The 17,965-nt window shown below is 76.2% G+C and carries 17 protein-coding genes and 1 pseudogene; 8 read left to right on the top strand and 10 right to left on the bottom strand.

Translation table 11 applies throughout. The features are described 5' to 3' along the window. Positions 1 to 6: 6 nt before the first annotated feature. From O7628_RS30705 to O7628_RS30680, 6 genes and pseudogenes are all read right to left on the bottom strand, one after another. Positions 7 to 1,041 (bottom strand): AI-2E family transporter, encoded by a 1,035-nt coding sequence (locus O7628_RS30705; protein ID WP_278135853.1) that lies wholly within the window; start codon positions 1,039 to 1,041, stop codon positions 7 to 9. A 155-nt stretch (positions 1,042 to 1,196) separates the two neighbouring features. Beyond that, entirely contained in the window at positions 1,197 to 1,988 is a 792-nt protein-coding gene (locus O7628_RS30700) for a fused MFS/spermidine synthase (protein ID WP_278135852.1), read from the bottom strand. Positions 1,989 to 2,097: 109 nt separating this feature from the next. Next, positions 2,098 to 2,760 (bottom strand): annotated as a pseudogene (locus O7628_RS30695) (DUF2267 domain-containing protein); the annotation flags it as partial. A gap of 252 nt (positions 2,761 to 3,012) precedes the next feature. After that, positions 3,013 to 4,017, bottom strand: coding sequence for a class A beta-lactamase (bla, locus tag O7628_RS30690; RefSeq protein WP_278136448.1), 1,005 nt, complete (start codon positions 4,015 to 4,017; stop codon positions 3,013 to 3,015). A 232-nt stretch (positions 4,018 to 4,249) separates the two neighbouring features. Continuing rightward, complete coding sequence (locus tag O7628_RS30685) at positions 4,250 to 4,594, bottom strand: STAS domain-containing protein (RefSeq protein ID WP_278135851.1); 345 nt, start codon at positions 4,592 to 4,594, stop codon at positions 4,250 to 4,252. 47 nt (positions 4,595 to 4,641) lie between these two features. Continuing rightward, positions 4,642 to 5,043, bottom strand: a complete 402-nt coding sequence (locus O7628_RS30680; RefSeq protein WP_256095344.1) for an STAS domain-containing protein — start codon at positions 5,041 to 5,043, stop codon at positions 4,642 to 4,644. 224 nt (positions 5,044 to 5,267) lie between these two features. Here O7628_RS30680 and O7628_RS30675 point away from each other — a divergent pair, with 224 nt between their 5' ends. The 5 genes from O7628_RS30675 (at position 5,268) to O7628_RS30655 (ending at position 9,865) form a co-directional block, all read left to right on the top strand. Next, the gene (locus tag O7628_RS30675) at positions 5,268 to 7,028 is read left to right on the top strand and encodes a PP2C family protein-serine/threonine phosphatase (RefSeq protein ID WP_278135850.1); all 1,761 of its coding nucleotides are present in this window, start codon (positions 5,268 to 5,270) and stop codon (positions 7,026 to 7,028) included. A 135-nt stretch (positions 7,029 to 7,163) separates the two neighbouring features. Continuing rightward, a complete protein-coding gene (locus O7628_RS30670; protein WP_278135849.1) occupies positions 7,164 to 8,213 on the top strand; it encodes a cobalamin-dependent protein in 1,050 nt (349 codons plus the stop codon). Positions 8,214 to 8,298: 85 nt separating this feature from the next. Continuing rightward, positions 8,299 to 8,646 (top strand): STAS domain-containing protein, encoded by a 348-nt coding sequence (locus O7628_RS30665; RefSeq protein WP_043968663.1) that lies wholly within the window; start codon positions 8,299 to 8,301, stop codon positions 8,644 to 8,646. A gap of 68 nt (positions 8,647 to 8,714) precedes the next feature. Continuing rightward, entirely contained in the window at positions 8,715 to 9,161 is a 447-nt protein-coding gene (locus O7628_RS30660; protein WP_074473272.1) for a response regulator, read from the top strand. Between the two features lie 167 nt (positions 9,162 to 9,328). Further along, entirely contained in the window at positions 9,329 to 9,865 is a 537-nt protein-coding gene (locus O7628_RS30655) for an ATPase (RefSeq protein WP_278135848.1), read from the top strand. A gap of 8 nt (positions 9,866 to 9,873) precedes the next feature. On the opposite strand, the gene O7628_RS30650 is transcribed toward O7628_RS30655, so the two are convergent. From O7628_RS30650 to O7628_RS30635, 4 genes are all read right to left on the bottom strand, one after another. Beyond that, positions 9,874 to 10,632 (bottom strand): hypothetical protein, encoded by a 759-nt coding sequence (locus O7628_RS30650; protein ID WP_278136447.1) that lies wholly within the window; start codon positions 10,630 to 10,632, stop codon positions 9,874 to 9,876. 380 nt (positions 10,633 to 11,012) lie between these two features. Next, entirely contained in the window at positions 11,013 to 11,438 is a 426-nt protein-coding gene (locus O7628_RS30645; RefSeq protein WP_074473275.1) for an OsmC family protein, read from the bottom strand. Positions 11,439 to 11,449: 11 nt separating this feature from the next. Next, positions 11,450 to 12,421, bottom strand: coding sequence for a serine/threonine-protein kinase (locus O7628_RS30640; RefSeq protein WP_278135847.1), 972 nt, complete (start codon positions 12,419 to 12,421; stop codon positions 11,450 to 11,452). Between the two features lie 136 nt (positions 12,422 to 12,557). Next, positions 12,558 to 13,391: an FAD:protein FMN transferase gene (locus O7628_RS30635; protein WP_278135846.1), complete on the bottom strand. Its 834-nt coding sequence runs from the start codon at positions 13,389 to 13,391 to the stop codon at positions 12,558 to 12,560. Positions 13,392 to 13,544: 153 nt separating this feature from the next. On the opposite strand from O7628_RS30635, the gene O7628_RS30630 reads away from it, so the two are divergent. From O7628_RS30630 to O7628_RS30620, 3 genes are read left to right on the top strand one after another with little or no spacing between them, the layout of a single operon-like run. Then, positions 13,545 to 14,285, top strand: a complete 741-nt coding sequence (locus tag O7628_RS30630; RefSeq protein WP_141723685.1) for a response regulator transcription factor — start codon at positions 13,545 to 13,547, stop codon at positions 14,283 to 14,285. Next, a complete protein-coding gene (locus O7628_RS30625) occupies positions 14,263 to 15,756 on the top strand; it encodes an ATP-binding protein (RefSeq protein WP_278135845.1) in 1,494 nt (497 codons plus the stop codon). The genes O7628_RS30630 and O7628_RS30625 overlap by 23 nt, the downstream gene beginning before the upstream one ends. 45 nt (positions 15,757 to 15,801) lie before the next feature. After that, positions 15,802 to 17,961 (top strand): glycosyltransferase family 39 protein, encoded by a 2,160-nt coding sequence (locus tag O7628_RS30620; protein WP_278135844.1) that lies wholly within the window; start codon positions 15,802 to 15,804, stop codon positions 17,959 to 17,961. The last annotated feature ends 4 nt before the right edge of the window (positions 17,962 to 17,965 follow it).

Raw genomic sequence — 17,965 nt, 5'->3', positions numbered from 1 at the left:
TTGCGCCTAACCCCGGCGTGGGGCGAACTCGCGCAGCAGCACCTGCCCCACGCCGACCACGGGGATGGCCAGCAGCGCGCCGACCAGCCCGGCCAGCTCCGCCGCGAACAGCACGCTGACCAGGACGGTGAGCGGGTTCAACCGGACCGCCCGCGACATGATCAGCGGTTGCAGCAGGTGGTTCTCGACCTGCTGGTAGACCACGAAGAAGACCAGCACCACGATGCCGGCGGTGGGGGAGTGCAGGAAGCCGGCGCCCCCGGCGAGGATGGCGCCGATGGTCGCGCCTACCAGCGGCACCAGGTCGGCGACCGCCACCAGCAGTGCGATCACCCCGGCGAACGGCACCCCGGTCAGGACGAGCACCAGGAACGTCAACGCCCCGCAGATCACGCTGATCAGCAGGTTCCCGCTCAGGTAGCCGGTGACCACCCGGGAGACGCCCCGACCGACCCGGCGCGCCCGCACCGCGGGCCCGTCGCCGAGCCACCCCAGACCCGCCGAGATCATCTTCGGGGCCTCCAGCACCATCAGGTACGCCAGCACGACCACGGTGACCAGCCCGGCGAGGGTCTCCAGCACGCTGCGGACCAGCCCCACCGTGGGATCGCGCAGCCGGTTGCCGTACTGCTGCACCTGCGCCGAGTGGCCCACCACGTACTGCCGCAGCCGCAGCCGTTCGAGCGCCTCGCCGAACGGCCCCCGGCCGGCCCGGGTCTCCCGCAGCACGTCCGGCGCCCGGTCGGCCGCGCGCCCCAGCTCGTCCAGCAGCGGCAGGACGATTCCCGCCACCAGCGCGGCGAGCAGGCCGAACGCGGCCACGAAGACCAGCAGCGTGGCCACCGTGCGGCGGCGCACGAGGCGGCGCTGCAGGGCGTCGACGGGCGGTTTCAGCGCGATGGCGAAGAAGACGGCGACGACCGTCCAGGTCAGCACCCGCCGGGTGGCCCAGGCCAGGGCCAGCACGACCAGGGTCGCCAGCACCAGGCCGATGACGATGGCCGCCCGCCGGGCGGTCGCCCGGTCCTCGGCGTTCCTCATCCGGCGCGGCTACCCCGGCCGGCGCTCCGGAAACCCGGACCCGGCGTCCGCTTCGCACCGTGCTGCCCCGTTCCGCGGCCGGTGAGGGGGCCGAGGGTGGCGGCGGTGTCGAAGAGGCCGCCCGGCAGCCCTTGCCCGCCACCGCGGGGTCGCGGTCACCCGACGCCGAGGGACGTGTCCGTGCCCGGACGTGCCCCGGCGACGAACCGGTCGAGGGCCGCGCTGTGCAGCACCTGCCCCGGCACCGGGTCGCGGGCCGCGCGCGTCGCCAGCCGGCCCACCGGCAGCCGGCCCGGCCGGCGCGCGGCGGCGAGCACCAGGTTCCCGTAGCGCCGCCCGCGCAGCATCCGCCGGTCGGCGAGCAGGCAGACGTCGGCGAACGCGGCCCGTAGGGTGGCCACCCGGGCGCGGGTGAACACCAGCGGCGGCAGGTCGGTGACGTTGACCAGGAGGATCCCGTCGGGGCGCAGCACCCGGGCGGCCTCGGCGGCGAACTCGACGCTCGCCACGTGCCCCGGCATCCGGGCGGCCCGGTAGACGTCGGTGAGGACCAGGTCGTACCCCTGCGCCGGAGCCGCCTCCACCGCCGCGCGGGCGTCGGCGACGTCGACGCGTATCCCTGGCGGTGGCGCGGGCAGCTCCCGGCGGACCAGCTCGACGACGGCCGGGTCGCGCTCCACCACCTGCTGGACCGAGCCGGGCCGGGTCGCCCCGACGTAGCGGGGCAGGGTCAGCGCGCCCCCGCCGAGGTGCAACGCGTCGACCGCCGCGCCGGGCGGCGCGGCGAGATCGACCACGGCCGCCATCCGGCGGACGTACTCGAAGTGCAGGTGGCGGGGGTCGGCGACGTCGACGTAGGACTGGGCGACGCCCCCGGCGAGCAGGATGCGCCCGGTGCGGCGGGCCGGGTCGGCCACGAGTTCCGGCCCCTCGGCGGCGGAGTGCATCCCGGCACCGTAGCCGCCGGCCGCACCGACCGCGCTCGCTGGTCGGCCTGGCCGGGGCGGACCGGCGGGCGCGGCGGCCCGCCGGCCCACGCGCTCAACCCCCGGCCGCCGGGCCCAGCAGGTCGCGTAGCCCGTCCGGCACGTGCAGCGCGGCGACGAGGTCGCCGTCGCGGTCGGCCAATGCGCCGAGGGTTGCCTCCGCCTGCCGTCGGGCCTGCTCCGGGGTACGGCCGCTGATCCGGGCCACCTCGCCGACGAAGCCCGGCAGGTCACGATGGCGTTCGATGCCGTCGATCGGCACCACGTCGTGCAGCTTCACGGGCACCGCCTGGAGCAGCCGCTCCCGCGCCCCCTGGTCCAGCGCCCAGGCGAGGGCCAGCACCGTCGCCTCCGCCGCGACCTTCGCCGTGTCGAAGTCGACACCGGCCCGCCGGCCCACGTCGTCGACCAGGTCCCGGTACCCGATCCCGGCCGTGGCCGGTGCCTCGCCCGGACCGCCGGTGGCCCGGGACCGCGCGGGTCGGGACCGGGCGGTGGAGGGCGGGGCGGTGGAGGGCGGGGCGGCCGGCGGCGGGGCGGGACCGCCCCGGGTGCTGTCCGGCTTGTGCCGCCCGGCCGGCGCCGGCCCGGCCCGCTTGCCCTGGTCCAGGTGGGTGAGCTGCTTGGAGGCGCTCAGGCTGGCCCCGGTCTCGCTGGCCTGCCGGCCGCGCTCCCGGGCTTGACGCGCGAGCGCCCGGCGGCGCTGGTTGTCCCCCTCCATCTGCTTGCGCATGACACACACCTCGCTCTCCTCGGTCCCCTGTCTCGGCGGTCGCGTTCCCGGCCCGGCCGACCCCGAAACGACCCCACCCCACCCACCCAACGCGCTGATCTTGCAGTTTCGGCCCGGGAAAAACGGGTGAAAGCGCCCATCGTGGGGGCCCAAAGTGCAAGATCGGCGTACGGGGCGGGGTGTGGGGTGCGGGTGGGGCGGGGTGGGTGGGGGTGTTGCTGCGGGGTCGGCGCGGGGTGGTGGTGTGGTCGGCTAGGAGCCGGGGGCGCGCAGCGCGTCGAGGACGACCCGGGCGGCTTCGGCGATCAGGGCGTCGTCGGGCTGCGCGTCCTTCGCGTCGCGGCGGGACAGCACGGCGAGCACGACGGGCGCGCCGTCGGGCGGCCACAGCACGGCGATGTCGTTGCGGGTGCCGTATCCGCCCGCGCCGGTCTTGTCGCCGACCTGCCAGCCGGCGGGCACGCCGGCCCGGATCAGCGTCGCCCCGGTGGTGTTGCGCCTGAGCCAGTCGACCAGCACGCCGCGGTCCGCGGGGGAGAGGGCGTCGCCGAGGGCGTACGCCCGCAGGGAGCCGGCCAGGGCGCGGGGCGTGCTGGTGTCGCGGACGTCGCCCGGCGCGGCCTCGTTGAGGCTCGTCTCCGTGCGCGTCGGGTTGGTGACGGTGTCGCCGATGCCGCGCAGCGCCCGCCCCAGCCCGGCGGGGCCGCCGAGCTCGGTGAACATCAGGTTCGCGGCGGTGTTGTCGCTGTGCCGCACCGCCGCGTCGGCGACCGCGCGCAGGGTCATCCCGTCCGAGACGTGCCGTTGCGTGACCGGCGAGTGGGGCACCAGGTCGGCGCGGTCGTAGCGGACGACGCGGTCCAGCTCCGCCTCCGAGGTCCGAGCGAGCAGCGCGCCGGCCGCGAGCGCCTTGATCGTCGAGGCGTACGCGAACCGCTCGTCGGCCCGGTAGGCGAGCGTGCGGCCGGTGCCGGTGTCGACCGCGTAGACGCCCAGCCGCGCGTCGAACCGCCGTTCCAGCGCGGCCAGCTCGCCGGGCGGGGGAACCGGGAACCCCCTCGACCCGGGAACCGCCGTGCCGCCGGCGGCAGCGGTGTCAGGCACGGCGGTCGCGTCGGACACGGCGGTGGCACCGGGCGCGGCGGTGTCAGGCGCGGCGGTGGCGTCGGACGTGGCCGGACGCGCCGTCGGCGTGCACCCGCCCACGAGACCCCCCGCAAGCACCACTGCCAGGACTGCCTTCCGACCGGCCCCCACCACGCGCCCTCCCTTCACCGACCAACGCCACGCCTTCTCCCACCCTGACGCCCCACTGCCTCCACCCCCGCCCCTGCCCCCATCCCGCCCGCCCCGACCCCCCGGCTCCGCCCGGTGACCAAGAGAGAAGCGTCAAAGTCGATCTCCGCACTGACGCGAACCTCTTGATCACCGGGTGGCACCGGCCGGGAGGGGAGCAGGGGGTCTGGGGAGATGGTGGGAGGGGTGGGGGTCAGGCCGTGTCGGTGGTGGCGGTGGTCCGGGTCTGGTGGGTGGTCAGCACCTCGGCCAGGCCCGTGCGGTCGAGCAGCTGTTGGAGCTGGCCGCTCGTGCCGGTCAACCGGATCGGCCCGGTGCCGTTGCGGTGGATCACCACGAGCGCGCTCAGGCCGGAGGAGTCGCAGAGGGTGATCCCGCCGAGGTCGATCTCCAGCTCGGCGCAGCCGTCGCGGCGCACCCTCTCGGCGGCCTCCACCAGCTCGGGCGCGGTGTCGTAGTCCAGCTCGCCGGCCAGCCGAAGCCGGGCGCGCCCGGCGGCGAGCCGGCTCACCTCGATGGTCAACAGCGGGGCTGGCATGTCTCCATGTTCCCAGCCGGTGGTGATCGACAAACGCGCGGGGGCAGTCAGGCAGATGCCGCCGACCGGTGCGAACCGGACGCTCCGGCGGACTGCTCGCCGCCGGGCAGCGGGCGGGCGAGCAGCCCGGTGACGCCGGTCATGTCGAGGATGGTCGCCAGGAAGCGGGGCGTCGAGCGCAGCCGTAGGATGGTGCCGCTCTGCTGCCCCTCCCGCCACGCGTGCACGATCACTGACAGCCCGGTGCTGTCGATGAACTGCAGGTCGGCGAAGTCGAGCACGAGCACCGGCGGACGCTCGGCGAGCTGCCGGTCCACCTCGTGCCGTAGCGGCGCGGCGGTGGTGAAGGCGAGGTCACCGCCGACCCGGATGAGGGGCGCGCCGGGATCGCTCGCATCGACGGACATGGTCAGCGGGGTCGCCTCGGGTTTCCTCCCCTGGGGTGCCACGATCACGCCTTTCCGCAGGGCTGCCGGTCGGGGCAGGTTCGTCTCGGATCGTAACAATCCCCGGCCGATGCCGCCTGTCGAGAGCGATTCGGCAGCTCAGGGCAGCGTGGGGTGGCGGTGCCGGCGGACCGGCGTAGGGTGGGGTGAGGAGATTGGACCACATACGCCGTTTCCGGCGGCCCGCGGGTGTCGGGCGGGTGTCGAGAGGGAGTGGGGCTCAGCTGGTGACTGCTGCCGACGTCAGGGACTGGGACCCGGGCGACGGACGGATCTCCACGCCGAGTGCCGCCCGGGCTCCGGTGTGGTCCGCCGACGTTCCGGTGCGTCCGCCCGCCGCGCTGCCGCCCCTGGCCCCCGACCGGGGACCGCCCGCGCCCGACTGGGCAGAGGTCGTCGAGCACTTCCGCGAGGGCCTGATCGTCTGCGACGCCGACGGCGTGGTGCGCCAGCTGAGCCCGGTCGCCGAGCGGCTGCTGCCCGAGGTGACCGTCGGCGAGCTGCTCGCCGCGTCCGGGGTGGCGGGCCTGCGTACGCCGCCGGTCGGCGGCGAGTTCGGCCACCGGGGCCGCCGGCTGCGCGTCCGCGAGGTGCCGCTGTCCGCCGCCCGGAGCTGCCACTACGTCGAGGACGTCACCGAGAGCGTCACCCGGGCCGACGCGTTGCTGGCCGAGCGGGCCCGCTCGGCCTTCCTGGCCGTGGTGGGGGAGAAGCTCGGCAACCCGCTGCACCCCGACCGGGCGGCCGCGGCCGTGGTCCGGCTCGCCGTGCCGACCCTCGCCGAGGTGGCCGTGTTGGTGCTCGCCCCGCGCTCCGGCCGGGCCCGCTGGTGGCGGGCCGCCCGGACCGACGACGAGACGCCGGGCGTGGACAGCGGCGTGCTCGACGCCGTCGACCTGCCGGCGGCCATCGACGAGGGGCTCGCCGGCGGCGAGCCGCACACGCTGGACTGGCTGGTCGAGCAGGCGGTCGAGGCGGGCTGGCTGCCCGGCCTGGACGCCGTCGACGTGAGCGTGCGCGTGGTGCCGCTGTCCGGCCGGGACCTGCCGGCGGGCGCGCTGCTCGTCGCCCGGCGCTCGGCCCGCTACTACGACGAGGCCGACGTCGACCTGGTCCGCGCGTTCGCGGCCCGGGCCGGCGCGGCGCTCACCACCGCCGTGCTCTACCGCGACCAGGCCGAGGTCGCCGACACCCTCCAGGCCAGCCTGCTGCCGGTGGAACCGGCCGAGGTGCCCGGCGTGCAGTGGGGCACGGCGTACCGGCCGGCGCAGGCGGGGCTGCGCATCGGCGGCGACTTCTACGGTTCACACCGGCTGCCCGACGGCGGCGCGGTGTTCTTCCTCGGCGACGTCTCCGGCAAGGGCGTCGAGGCGGCCGTCTTCACCGGCCAGCTGCGCCAGTGCCTACAGGCGCTGCACCGGGTGGAGTCGCACCCCGCCCGACTGCTGCGGCTGCTCAACGACGCGCTCCTGGAGACCACCCTGGCGCACGGGCAGGGCCGCTTCGCGACCATGGTGCTCGGGGTGGTGCGCCCCCGGCGCGACGGCGGCCTGACCCTGACCATGTCCGGCGGCGGCCACCTGCCGCCGCTGGTGCTGCGCTCCTCCGGCGAGGTGGAGACGGTCGCCCTGAGGGGCATGTTGATCGGGGTGGTGCCCGACCCGCGCATCGGGGAGGTGACCGTCGAGCTGGCGCCGGGCGAGACGTGCCTGCTCTACAGCGACGGGGTGACCGAGGCCCGGGGCGGCCGGCGCGGCGACGAGCAGTTCGGCGCCGACCGGCTGCTGCACGCGCTGGGCGGCTGCCACCGGATGCCCGCCCCGGCCCTTGCCGAACGCGTGGAGCAGGTGACCTGCGACTGGCTGGCCCACGGCGACCACGACGACATAGCGGTGCTCGCGCTGCGGGCGACCGGGCCGCAGAGCCGCCCGGCCCGGCACCTGCACGCGGTGCCGACGCTGCCTGAGACCACCCGCCCACGCCCCTGACCGCCCCGCCGCCCCGGCCGCATCGTCACCTCGCCCGACCGCACACGCCCCACCGCAGCCCCGGCCCACCGCCCCCGCCCCACCGCCGACCCGGCCATCCAGCCCGCCGGCCAGCCGACCGAAGGAGAGCACCGCGTGACCGTCCCCGCCGCCGTCGGCTCTCCGGCCGACGCCTGCCCCGGCTTCCTGCGGGCGTTGGAGTCCGCCGACGAGTACGCGGCGATCGAGACCGCCCTCGGGCTGGTCGACGCCGGGGTGCCGGCCGAACGGGTGCTGCTGGAGCTGGTGGCGCCCGCGCAGGTCGAGGTGGGCCTGCGGTGGGCGAGCAATGCGTGGAGCGTCGCCCAGGAGCACGCTGCCACCCACATCAGCGAGCGGGTGGTGGCGGCCGTCGCGGCCCGGGTCGACCCGCGTCCCACCCGGGGCCGGATCGTGGTGGCCTGCATGGACGGCGAGTGGCACTCCCTGCCGCCCCGGCTGGTCGCCGAGGTGCTGCGGCTGCGCGGCTGGCAGGTCACGTTCCTCGGGGCCAGCGTCCCGGCGGCGCACCTGGTGTCGTACCTGCACCGGCACGATGCGCACGCCGTGGCGTTGGCCTGCGCGTTGCCGATGCGGCTGCCGCACGCGCACCGCATGGTCGAGGCGTGCCGCCGCTCCGACGTGCCGGTGGTGGTCGGCGGGCGCGGTTTCGGCGGGGACGGGCGGTGGGCCCGCCGGCTCGGGGTGGCGTGGGCGCCCGACGCGCCGGGGGCCGCCGACCTGGTCGCCGACGAGCGGGCCCTGCGCCGGGTCCCCCCGGCCGACCTGGCCCACCTCGCCGACGACGAGTACCCGAGCCTCGTCAAGCGGCGGGCCGCACTGATCGACAGCGCCCTGGCCGACCTGCGCGCGCGGGTGCCGGGGGTACGCGAGTACGACGCGGTCCAGCTCGACTCGACCGTCAGCGACCTCGGCCACATCGTGGACTTCCTCGCCGCCGCCGTCTTCGTCGACGACGGCACGCTGTTCACCGAGTTCGTCGAGTGGCTGACCGGCATCCTGGTCAGTCGGGGGGTGCCCGCCGCGGCGATCGCCCTCACCCTCGGCCACTTCGCGGGTGCGCTGCGGGACTTCCCGCGCGCGGCGGGCTTCCTGGGCGCCGGGCTGACGCTGCTCGACCAGCGGGCCGGGGCCTCGGCGCGGTGACCACGGCCTGCCGGGGTCCGGCGCAACCCTGCTTATACTTGCTCCACTGCAAGCATTCGGCTGCGGTGAAGCGAGAGGGACCACGTTGACGTTCACCGTCACGTACGCCCAGCGGGACGGCGGCGGGGCGTGCCTGCGACTCGCCGGCGAGCTCGACATGAGCACCGCGCCGGAGCTCACGGCGGTGCTCGACCGGCTCACCGAGCAGGGGGAACGGCACCTGTTGGTCGACCTCGCCGAGCTGACCTTCTGCGACTCCACCGGCATCGCCGCCTTCGTCCGGGGCGACAACCGGGCCACCGCCCGGGGCGGGTGGTTGCGGGTCACCGGCGCGACCGGCCGGGTCGAGCGGGTGCTGCGGTTGACAGGGCTGGCGGAGGTGCTGGGCTACCCTCCCGACACGGGCCACCCGACGGCGCGGTCCGCTCCGTGATGGGCTAGATTTCCCCGCCAGCAGGCGATCGCGAGGTCGCCGTCCGCGTCAATCCGAGGCAGGTTCCCATGGCTGGAAGCACCCCCGGCCCCGTCCGTATCCTCGTGGTCGACGACGACCCGGGCGACGTCCTGATGATCGAGGAGGCCCTCGCCGACTCCGACGTCGACAAGGTGATCGACGTGGTCAGCGACGGCCAGGAGGCGATGGAGTTCCTGCGTCGGACCGGCCGGCACACCGAGGCCCACCGGCCGGACGTGATCCTGCTCGACCTGAACATGCCCCGGATGGACGGGCGGCAGGTGCTCGGCGAGGTCAAGCAGGACGACGACCTGCGGACCATCCCGATCGTGGTGCTCACCACCTCCAACGCCGACACCGACATCGTGGGCAGCTACACCCTCCAGGCCAACGCGTACGTGACCAAGCCGATCGACCTGGACGACTTCAACGACGTGGTGCGCCGCATCGACGAGTTCTTCGGCCGTGTCGTGGTGCTGCCCAAGCGGGTCTGACGGCCCGCGCCCCGGGCTGACGCCCCACCCCGCGCCCCCGGGCCGACGCCGGCTCGGGGCGTCGCCGCTCGGATGCTGAACATTTTTCCCGAACGCCCGCGCCGCCCGCCCGCGCCGCCGAGGATCTCAGGTGGGGAAGAAACACCGGCTGCCTGGGGGGCGACAGCATGAGGTTCTCCGTCGTGGAGTTCGGCTACGACCGGCGGCAGGTCGACGCCTGCCTCGATCAGCTCGCGGTCCGGTTGAGCCGGCTGGCGGCGTGCGCGGAGGGCGCGGCGGGGGCGGGCCGGGACTGGGACCGGTTCCGGGACGAGGCGACCCGCCTGTGCGAGCTGGTCGAGCATCGGCCCGAGCTGGCCGCCGGGGCCGACGGCGCGCGGGCGGCGCTGGGCGACGTCGAGCGGGAGGCCGCCGAGATCCTGGCGCAGGCCCGGTTCGAGCTGGACGCGGCCCGCGAGGAGGCCCGGCGCGTGCGCGAGCAGGTGTATGCCGATGCGCTGAGCGCCCGCCGGGACTTCGAGGCGGCCCTGGCCGCGCGCCGGCGCCGCGAGGCCCGGGTGGACGAGATCCTCGCCGGCCCGGTCGTGGCGGTGGACACGCCCACGGCTGCGGCGGCGGTGCCGAACGCCGGGGTGCCGACGACCCGGGTCGCCGCCGGCCTCGACGTCGAGCCCCCGGGCGACTGGGGCAGCCGGGTCGCCTGAGCCGGGGCTCAGGTCAGCGCAGCCACGACCGTGGTGGCCCGCTCCTCGTGCTGCGCGTACGCGTCGGGGTAGGCCGAGATCTGCACGGCCTGGGCCGCGGCGGTCAGGCTCATCTCCTCCCAGCCGGGCACCTCCAGCAGCGCCTCGTAGAAGGCGCGGGCCGCGTACGCGGGGCGCATCAGGTCCCGCACGGTGCCCCAGCCGCTGCTCGGGCGCTGCTGGAACAGCCCGACCGAGTCGTGGTCGGAGCCGCTGCCCTGGTGCGGGTAGTTCGCGGACTCGGGGAGCACGTCGCTGGCCAGGTTGTGCAGGTTGCTCTCCTGCATGGCGGTGGCCACCGCGACGACGAGGCCCCGGCGGGGCAGCTTCATGTCCCGGCCCACGTCGACGATGGTCTTCGCGTTGTCCATCTGGAGCTGGTTGAGCCCGGCGACGGGCCGGGGGCGCGCCGGCCTGGCGGGCTTCGGCTTCGGCTTGCGAGTGGCGCTCGGGCTGGGCTTCGCCGTCGGGCTGGGCGAGACGGTCACCGGGACCGCCGGGGAGCGGTCGAGGGAGCGGGAGGCGCGCTGCTCGGCCTCGGCGGCGGCTGCGGCCCGGTCGGCGAGGGCGTCCTGGACCGGCTCCGCGGGGTCGTCGGCCTGGCGGGCGCCGGCGAACGCGGCGACGCCGAGGCAGCAGCTCACCCCGGTGACCAGCGCCGCACGCACCGGCGTGGACCTCAGCAGCGTGCGCCGGGGCGGCTCGGGACGCCGGTGCCGGCCCGCCACCCGTTCGGTGGGGGCGGTGTCGGCCGGTCGGCCACCCGGTCGGTCGTGGGCCTGCTGCGGTTCGGTGGAGTCGTAGGGACGCACCCGCCGAGGCTAGATAGTCGGCCGCGCCCTGCCACCGGGGTGGTTGGTGGCATGCGTCACATTTTGCGGTTTTCCGCTCGGGCGAGCGCGCCGAGAAGGTCGGCAACCCGGGTAAAAACTGCCAATGGCCTATTTACGGTATTACCGATTAGCTGCATGAAAAAGGACGGGGTCGGCGGGTGTGCCGCGCGGTAGCCTGGCGACGTCCGGGTCGGGCGTTCGGGCGATGGGCCGATACCCGACCGGGCGAGTCGACCCGGGGCGACCGGCGCGGCACCCGGCGTTCGCGCCCGTGGTCAGCCGCGCCCGTTGTCGGCGGGCGTGACCGTCAGCCGGTGCCGGCTGTTGTCGCCGCTGGAGAACGGCCACAACCGGTCGGCGTACGCGACCAGCTCGGCGAGCTGCTGCCGGCTCAGCCCGGCGGAGGAGATCGAGGCGTGCACGTCGGCGCGGTAGCGCCCGTCGTCGTCGCGCCCCAGCCTCGCCTCCGCGCGCACCTGCACCGTGTGCGCCTCGTCGGTGATCTGCCCGGCCGCCTCCACCGCAGCGTGGTGCAGGCAGGACGCGAACGCCGCCGCCAGCAGCTGCTCCGGCGTCAGCCCCGTGCAGTGCGGCGCCAGCGGGGACGCCAGCGCGGTGGACAGCCCGCCGTCGTCGGTGCGGACGTGGCCACCCTCGGCGGTGGCGGTGGCCTCGTGCAGCCAGGAACTCGGATCCGGCATGACGTCCCCCCTCAGTCACCCGCCCGGCTACCCGACGCGCGTCCGGCGAAACCGGGGCCGCCGCCCACCGTCGCCGCCTGGGTCGCCTCGGCCGCCGCCTCCCGGGTCCACGGGGACACGCCGGCGTCGCCGCGCTGCCTCGGCGGGACCGTGGCGAGCATCGGCACATACACCCGGGCGTCGACCGCCTCGGCCAGCAGCAGCGCCGCCATCAGGCTGCTCGGCCGCCGCGCCGGATCGTCGGCCATCAGCTGCCGGCACAGCCCGGCCACCTCCGCCGGCAGGCCGTCGATCGGCGGCAGCGGCTCGGCCGGTCGCCGGCGGCGCGCCCCCAGCAGCTCGGTGGTGCTGTCGGCCGGGTACGGCAGCCGCCCGGCGAGGCAGTAGTGCAGCAGCACCCCGAGGGCGTACATGTCGGCGGCCGGGGTGGCCGGCTGCCGGTCGAGCTGCTCGGGGGCCAGGTAGGCGGGGGTGCCCACCACGATGCCGGCCGGCGTCTCGTCCGGCGCGCCGGCCGGGGTGGCGATGCCGAAGTCCAGGACCTTCACCCCGCACGGGGTGAGGACGACGTTGGCCGGCTTCACGTCCCGGTGGACGATCCCGTGCGCGTGGGCGGCGGCCAGAGCAGCGGCGATCTCGGCGCAGACGCGGACCGCGATGCGCCAGTCCAGCGGCCCGGCGCGCAGGTGCGCCGCGAGGGTCTCGCCCTCGGCCAGCTCCATCACGATGTACGGCACCGGCCGGCCCGGCAGGGCCGGGGCCGTGCCGAAGTCGTGCACGCTTGCCACGTTCGGGTGCACCAGCCGGGCCGCCGAGCGGGCCTCGGCCCGGATCCGCTCGACCGGGACCTCGTCGCGCCCGGGGGAGATGAGCTTCACCGCGACCGGCCGGTCCAGCACGGCGTCGTGGGCCCGCCACACCTCGGACATCCCGCCGACGCCGATGCGCTGTTCGAGCCGGTACCGCCCGTCCAGCGTCCTCATCGACCGCTCCTCGTCGCTCGCGCCCGACGCCGCCCGTCGCCGGCGGCGCTGCCTGCCCCGATACCCGACCCCCGAACTGGGCAAACCGCCGGGGTTGTCGCCCCGGCGGGAACGGCCCCGGCCGCCGGCCGCCCCGTCAACGGGCCAGGACCGCCGTCGGGCGGCCCGGCGTCGGGTACGCGGCACCGTCGCCGATCCGCTCGGCGAGCCAGTCCGGGCCGTGCGGGCCGTGGGCGAGCGCCCCGACGGCGAGCGTCGCGGCGCGGACCGCGTCCGGGGCGACCACCGTGACCGACGCCCACGGCGAGACCGGCGGCGCGCCCGTGCGGGGGTCCAGCACGCCACCGTCGACCCGCACGTCGGCCGTGGCCAGGCCACCGCCGGTGAGCGCGACGATCCGCCCGTCGGTGGCGACCGGCCAGCCGCCCGCCGGGGCGGGGCCGGCGACGGCGACCCGGTTCCCGACGCCGACCAGCATCCCCGCGCCGGTGCGGGCCGCGACCCGGTGCGCGCAGCGCCGCGCGAGCTGGGCGGTCGCCGTGGCGGCCAGGCCCAGCGGCAGGGTCGGCGGCAGGGCCAGCAGGTCCCCGGCGAGCGTCACCGTCCGCCAGTTCGCCGCCGGTGGCGGCCCGGCCGGCACGCCGCCACCGCAGGCGGGCAGCAGCCCCGGCGCGGGTCGGCGGCGCAGCCGGGCCGCCTCGACCGTGGGGTCCACCGCCCCGTCGCTGGCCTCGGCCGCGTCGAGCGCGACGCCGACGAGGTCCCGCAGCAGCGGGCCGACCGGCACCGGCCGGCCGGCGGCCCGCAGCGCCCGGCCCAGCGTGGCCTCGCCGCGACGCAGGCCGGCCAGCAGCAGCGTCAGCTCCCGGCGGGCCGCCGGCAGCGCGTGCCGGTCGGTCGCCGCCACCCGCACCGGCCGTCCCCGGTGCGTCCAGCGGCTCTCCCAGGTGTGGCCCGGTTCCCTGTCCATGCCGGGCAGCCTGCGCGGCGCGGCTGGACCGGGCTTGGGGCACGGCTGTGCCCATGCTGTGCGGTGAGCGGGCACCGGGGCGCTCCCACAGCTGGTACACAGGATCTGCTGGGGTGGGGCACAGCGGGCGTGCCCACGATGGGGGGCATGGTCATGGAGGGGCAGGCCGCGCAGGGCCGCATCGAGCTGCGCCGACCGGACGGCGAACCCGTCCGGGTGCTGGTGGTCGACGACGAGCCCACGCTCACCGACCTGCTCTCCATGGCCCTGCGCTACGAGGGCTGGCAGGTCCGCACCGCCGGCAACGGGATGGCGGCGCTGAGCACCGCCCGCCAGTTCCAGCCCGACGCGGTGGTGCTCGACGTGATGCTGCCCGACCTCGACGGCTTCCAGGTGCTGCGCCGGCTGCGCGAGCACACCCCGACCGTGCCGGTGCTGTTCCTCACCGCCCGCGACGCGGTGGAGGAGCGCATCGCCGGGCTCACCGTCGGCGGCGACGACTACGTCACCAAGCCGTTCAGCCTGGAGGAGGTGATCGCCCGCCTGCGGGCGCTGCTGCGCCGCTCGGGCTTCGCGATCGCCACCCGGGAGGACGCCGTGCTGACCGTCGGCGACCTCAGCCTCGACGAGGACAGCCACGAGGTGCGCCGCGGCGACCAGTTGATCACCCTCACGGCCACCGAGTTCGAGCTGCTGCGCTACCTCATGCGCAACCCCCGCCGGGTGCTGAGCAAGGCGCAGATCCTCGACCACGTCTGGAACTACGACTTCGGCGGGCAGGCCAACGTCGTCGAGCTCTACATCTCGTACCTGCGAAAGAAGATCGACGTCGGGCGGGCGCCGATGATCCACACGCTGCGCGGCGCGGGGTATGTCCTCAAGCCCGCCGACTGACCGGGCGCGCCGCTGGCTGGCCGGCTGGTCCCTGCGCACCCGGCTGGTGGTGACCGTGGTGGCGCTGCTCGCCTTCGTCAGCGTCGGCATCGGCGCGCTGACCACGGTGGCGCTGCACCACTTCCTGATCGCCCAGGTCGACGACCAGCTCACCTTCGACCAGCGCCGGCGCGGCGGGGACCGGCCGCCGTGGTTCACCAACCCGCCCCCGTCGTCGCAGCGTCCCGTCGAGCTGCCGCCCGGCCTTCCGGACGGCTCGATCGCCGCCCGGGTCGTCGACGGCCGCATCCAGTCGGCGAGCACCCGCACCGTGGCCGGCGCGACCGAGCAGCTCGGCACCGACGCGGCCGCCCCGCTGGCCGGGCTCACGCCCGACGGCCGCCCCCGCACCGTGGACCTCGGCGAGCGGGGCGACTACCGGGCGATGGCCCGCCAGTACGTCGACGGGCAGACCCTGGTCTTCGCCCTGCCGCTGGCGGGCGTCGAGGAGACGGTCTGGTGGATGGTGCTGGCCCAGGCCGGCGTCGCCGCCGCCGGCCTGCTCGTCGCCGGCAGCCTCGGCGCGCTCATCGTCCAGGCCACCCTGCGCCCGCTGCGCCGGGTCGCCGCCACCGCCACCCGCGTCACCGAGCTGCCCCTGGACCGGGGCGAGGTGGCCCTGTCGGTGCGGGTGCCGGCCGCCGACACCGACCCGCGCACCGAGGTCGGCCAGGTCGGCGGCGCGCTCAACCGGATGCTCGGGCACGTCGCCGCCGCGCTCGCCGCCCGGCAGGCCAGCGAGACGCGGGTACGCCAGTTCGTCGCCGACGCCAGCCACGAGCTGCGCACCCCCCTCGCCGCCATCCGGGGCTACGCCGAGGTCGCCCGCCGGGGCCGCGACCGCGTCCCGCCGGACGTGGCGCACGCGCTGCGCCGGGTCGAGTCGGAGAGCACCCGGATGACCAGCCTCGTCGACGACCTGCTGCTGCTGGCCCGGCTCGACTCCGGCCGGCCCCTCGCCGTCGAGCCGGTGGACCTGACCGCCCTCGTCGTCGACGCGGTCAGCGACGCCCACGTCGCCGGCCCCGAGCACCGCTGGCAGCTCGACCTGCCCGAGGCGGAGCTGCTGGTGCCGGGCGACGCCGCCCGGCTGCACCAGGTGGTGGCGAACCTGCTGGCCAACGCCCGGGTGCACACCCCGCCCGGCACGACCGTCACCGCCCGGCTCGCCGCCGAGCCCGACGGGGTCGCGCTCACCGTCACCGACGACGGCCCCGGCATCCCGTCCGAACTACAGGGCGAGGTCTTCGAACGCTTCGCCCGGGGCGACAGCTCCCGCTCTCGCGCCCACGGCAGCACCGGCCTGGGGCTGGCCATCGTGGCCGCCGTGGTGGACGCCCACCACGGCCGGGTCGAGGTGTCCAGCCGCCCCGGTCGCACGACGTTCACCGTCGTGTTGCCGGCGTTCACGGACCCCACAGCCACCGCATAGGCCGCCCACGGCCCGTCGCCAGTGGGGTCGCGCAGAGTGGCCGGCATGGACAAGACAGAGAGCCTGCTGACCCTGCCCGCGCCGGCGCCGACCGGCCCCACGCCGACGGCCGCCACGGCCGATGCCGGCCCGCCGGCGCGCGGGCGGCCCGACCCCGCCTGGGTACGCCCGGCGCTGGCGGCCCTGCTGCTGGCCACCGCGCTGCTCTACCTGTGGGGGCTGGGCGCGTCCGGCTGGGCCAACTCGTTCTACTCGGCCGCCGCCCAGGCCGGCTCGCAGAGCTGGAAGGCGTTCTTCTACGGCTCGTCGGACGCGGCGAACTCGATCACGGTCGACAAGACCCCGGCGTCGCTGTGGCTGATGGCGCTGTCGGTGCGCGTCTTCGGCCTGAACAGCTGGGCGATCCTCGTCCCGCAGGCCCTGCTCGGCGTCGCCTCCGTCGGCGTGCTGTTCGCCACCGTCCGCCGCTGGCACGGCCCGGCTGCCGGCCTGATCGCCGGCGCGGTCCTCGCCGTCACCCCGGTGGCGACGCTGATGTTCCGCTTCAACAACCCCGACGCCCTGCTCGTGCTGCTGCTGATCGGCGCCGCGTACGCCACCGTCCGGGCGGTGGAGACCGCCAGCACCCGGTGGATCGTCCTCGCGGGAGCGCTGGTCGGCTTCGGCTTCCTCACCAAGATGCTCCAGGCGTTCCTGGTGATCCCGGTCTTCGCGGGGGTGTACCTGCTGGCCGCGCCCACCGGCTTCTGGCGGCGGGTACGGCAGGTGCTGGCCGCCGGCCTCGGCGTCGTGCTGGCCGCCGGGTGGTGGGTGGCGATCGTCGAGCTGGTGCCCGCCAGCGCCCGCCCGTACGTCGGCGGCTCACAGGGCAACAGCATCCTGGAGCTGACCCTCGGCTACAACGGGCTGGGCCGGATCACCGGCGCGGAGGAGGGCAGCGTCGGCGGTCGCGGGCCGGCGTCCGGGCAGACCGGGCTCGGCCGGCTGTTCGACACCGAGAACGGCGGGCAGATCTCCTGGCTGCTGCCGGCCGCGCTGATCCTGCTGGTCGCCGGCCTGCTGCTGGCCGGGCGGGCGGCGCGCACCGACCGCAGGCGGGCCGGGCTGCTGCTGTGGGGCGGCTGGCTCCTGGTCACCGGCGTCGTCTTCAGCTTCATGTCCGGGATCTTCCACGCGTACTACTCGGTGGCGCTGGCCCCGGCCGTCGGCGCGCTCGTCGGCATCGGCGTCACCCTGCTCTGGCAGCGCCGGGCACCGGGCGCGCCCCGCTGGCAGGCGCTCGCGGCGACCGTCACCCTGGCCGCGGCCCTCGCCGTCACCGCCTGGTGGTCGTGGCGGCTGCTCGGCCGCAGCCCCGACTGGTACCCGTGGCTGCGCACGGCGGTGCTGGCCGGCGGCCTGGCCGCGGCGGTGCTGCTGGTCGTCGCCGACCGGCTCGCCCGCCGGGCCGTGCCGGTGCTGGTGGCGCTGGGCGCGACGGCGGCGCTCGCCGGCCCGGTGGCGTACTCGATCCAGACGGCCGCGACCCCGCACACCGGGTCGATCCCCAGCGCCGGCCCCGCGGTGGAGGGCGGCTCCGGCCCGGGCCGGGGCGGCTTCCCCGGCGGTGGCCGGATGCGCGACGGCGGCCAGAACGCGCCGGGCGGCCAGGCCCGGACCGACGGCCAGGCCGCCTTCCCCGGCGGCGCCCAGGGACCGGGCGGCCAGTTCCCGGGCTTCCCCGGCGGCGGCCAGGGCCAGAACGGCGGCCAGGGCCAGAACGGCGATGGCCAGGGGCGCGACGGCGGGCAGCTGCCCGGCGTGGCCGGCGAGGGGCGCGCCACCGGCGGTGGCATGGGTGGGCTGCTCGACTCCCGCGAGCCCAGCGCCGAGCTGCGCGCCCTGCTGGAGGCCAACGCCGTCGACTACACCTGGGTGGCGGCCACCATCGGCTCCCAGAACGCCTCCGGCTACCAGCTCGCCACGGGCGAACCGGTCATGTCGGTCGGCGGGTTCAACGGCAGCGACCCGTCCCCGACGCTCGCGCAGTTCCAGCGGTACGTGGCCGAAGGGAAGATCCACTACTTCGTCGGCGGCAGCGGGTTCCGCGCCAACGGCGGCAGCTCCGCCTCGCAGGAGATCGCCGCCTGGGTCGCCGAGACGTTCGAGGCGACGACCGTCGACGGCGTCACCGTCTACGACCTGACCACCGGACAGGAGGGCTGAACCG

Source organism: Micromonospora sp. WMMD956, from assembly GCF_029626125.1.
Classification (GTDB): domain Bacteria; phylum Actinomycetota; class Actinomycetes; order Mycobacteriales; family Micromonosporaceae; genus Micromonospora; species Micromonospora carbonacea.
Note: the sequence above shows the minus strand (reverse complement) of the source record. Positions and strands in the feature narration are given on the sequence as shown.

Coding starts and splice junctions, on each gene's coding strand:
- O7628_RS30620 (WP_278135844.1), top strand. CDS start 15,802: ATGGACAAGACAGAGAGCCTGCTGACCCTGCCCGCGCCGGCGCCGACC.
- O7628_RS30640 (WP_278135847.1), bottom strand. CDS start 12,421: ATGAGGACGCTGGACGGGCGGTACCGGCTCGAACAGCGCATCGGCGTC.
- O7628_RS30645 (WP_074473275.1), bottom strand. CDS start 11,438: ATGCCGGATCCGAGTTCCTGGCTGCACGAGGCCACCGCCACCGCCGAG.
- O7628_RS30700 (WP_278135852.1), bottom strand. CDS start 1,988: ATGCACTCCGCCGCCGAGGGGCCGGAACTCGTGGCCGACCCGGCCCGC.
- O7628_RS30625 (WP_278135845.1), top strand. CDS start 14,263: ATGTCCTCAAGCCCGCCGACTGACCGGGCGCGCCGCTGGCTGGCCGGC.
- O7628_RS30635 (WP_278135846.1), bottom strand. CDS start 13,391: ATGGACAGGGAACCGGGCCACACCTGGGAGAGCCGCTGGACGCACCGG.
- O7628_RS30705 (WP_278135853.1), bottom strand. CDS start 1,041: ATGAGGAACGCCGAGGACCGGGCGACCGCCCGGCGGGCGGCCATCGTC.
- O7628_RS30630 (WP_141723685.1), top strand. CDS start 13,545: ATGGAGGGGCAGGCCGCGCAGGGCCGCATCGAGCTGCGCCGACCGGAC.
- O7628_RS30685 (WP_278135851.1), bottom strand. CDS start 4,594: ATGCCAGCCCCGCTGTTGACCATCGAGGTGAGCCGGCTCGCCGCCGGG.
- O7628_RS30660 (WP_074473272.1), top strand. CDS start 8,715: ATGGCTGGAAGCACCCCCGGCCCCGTCCGTATCCTCGTGGTCGACGAC.
- O7628_RS30655 (WP_278135848.1), top strand. CDS start 9,329: ATGAGGTTCTCCGTCGTGGAGTTCGGCTACGACCGGCGGCAGGTCGAC.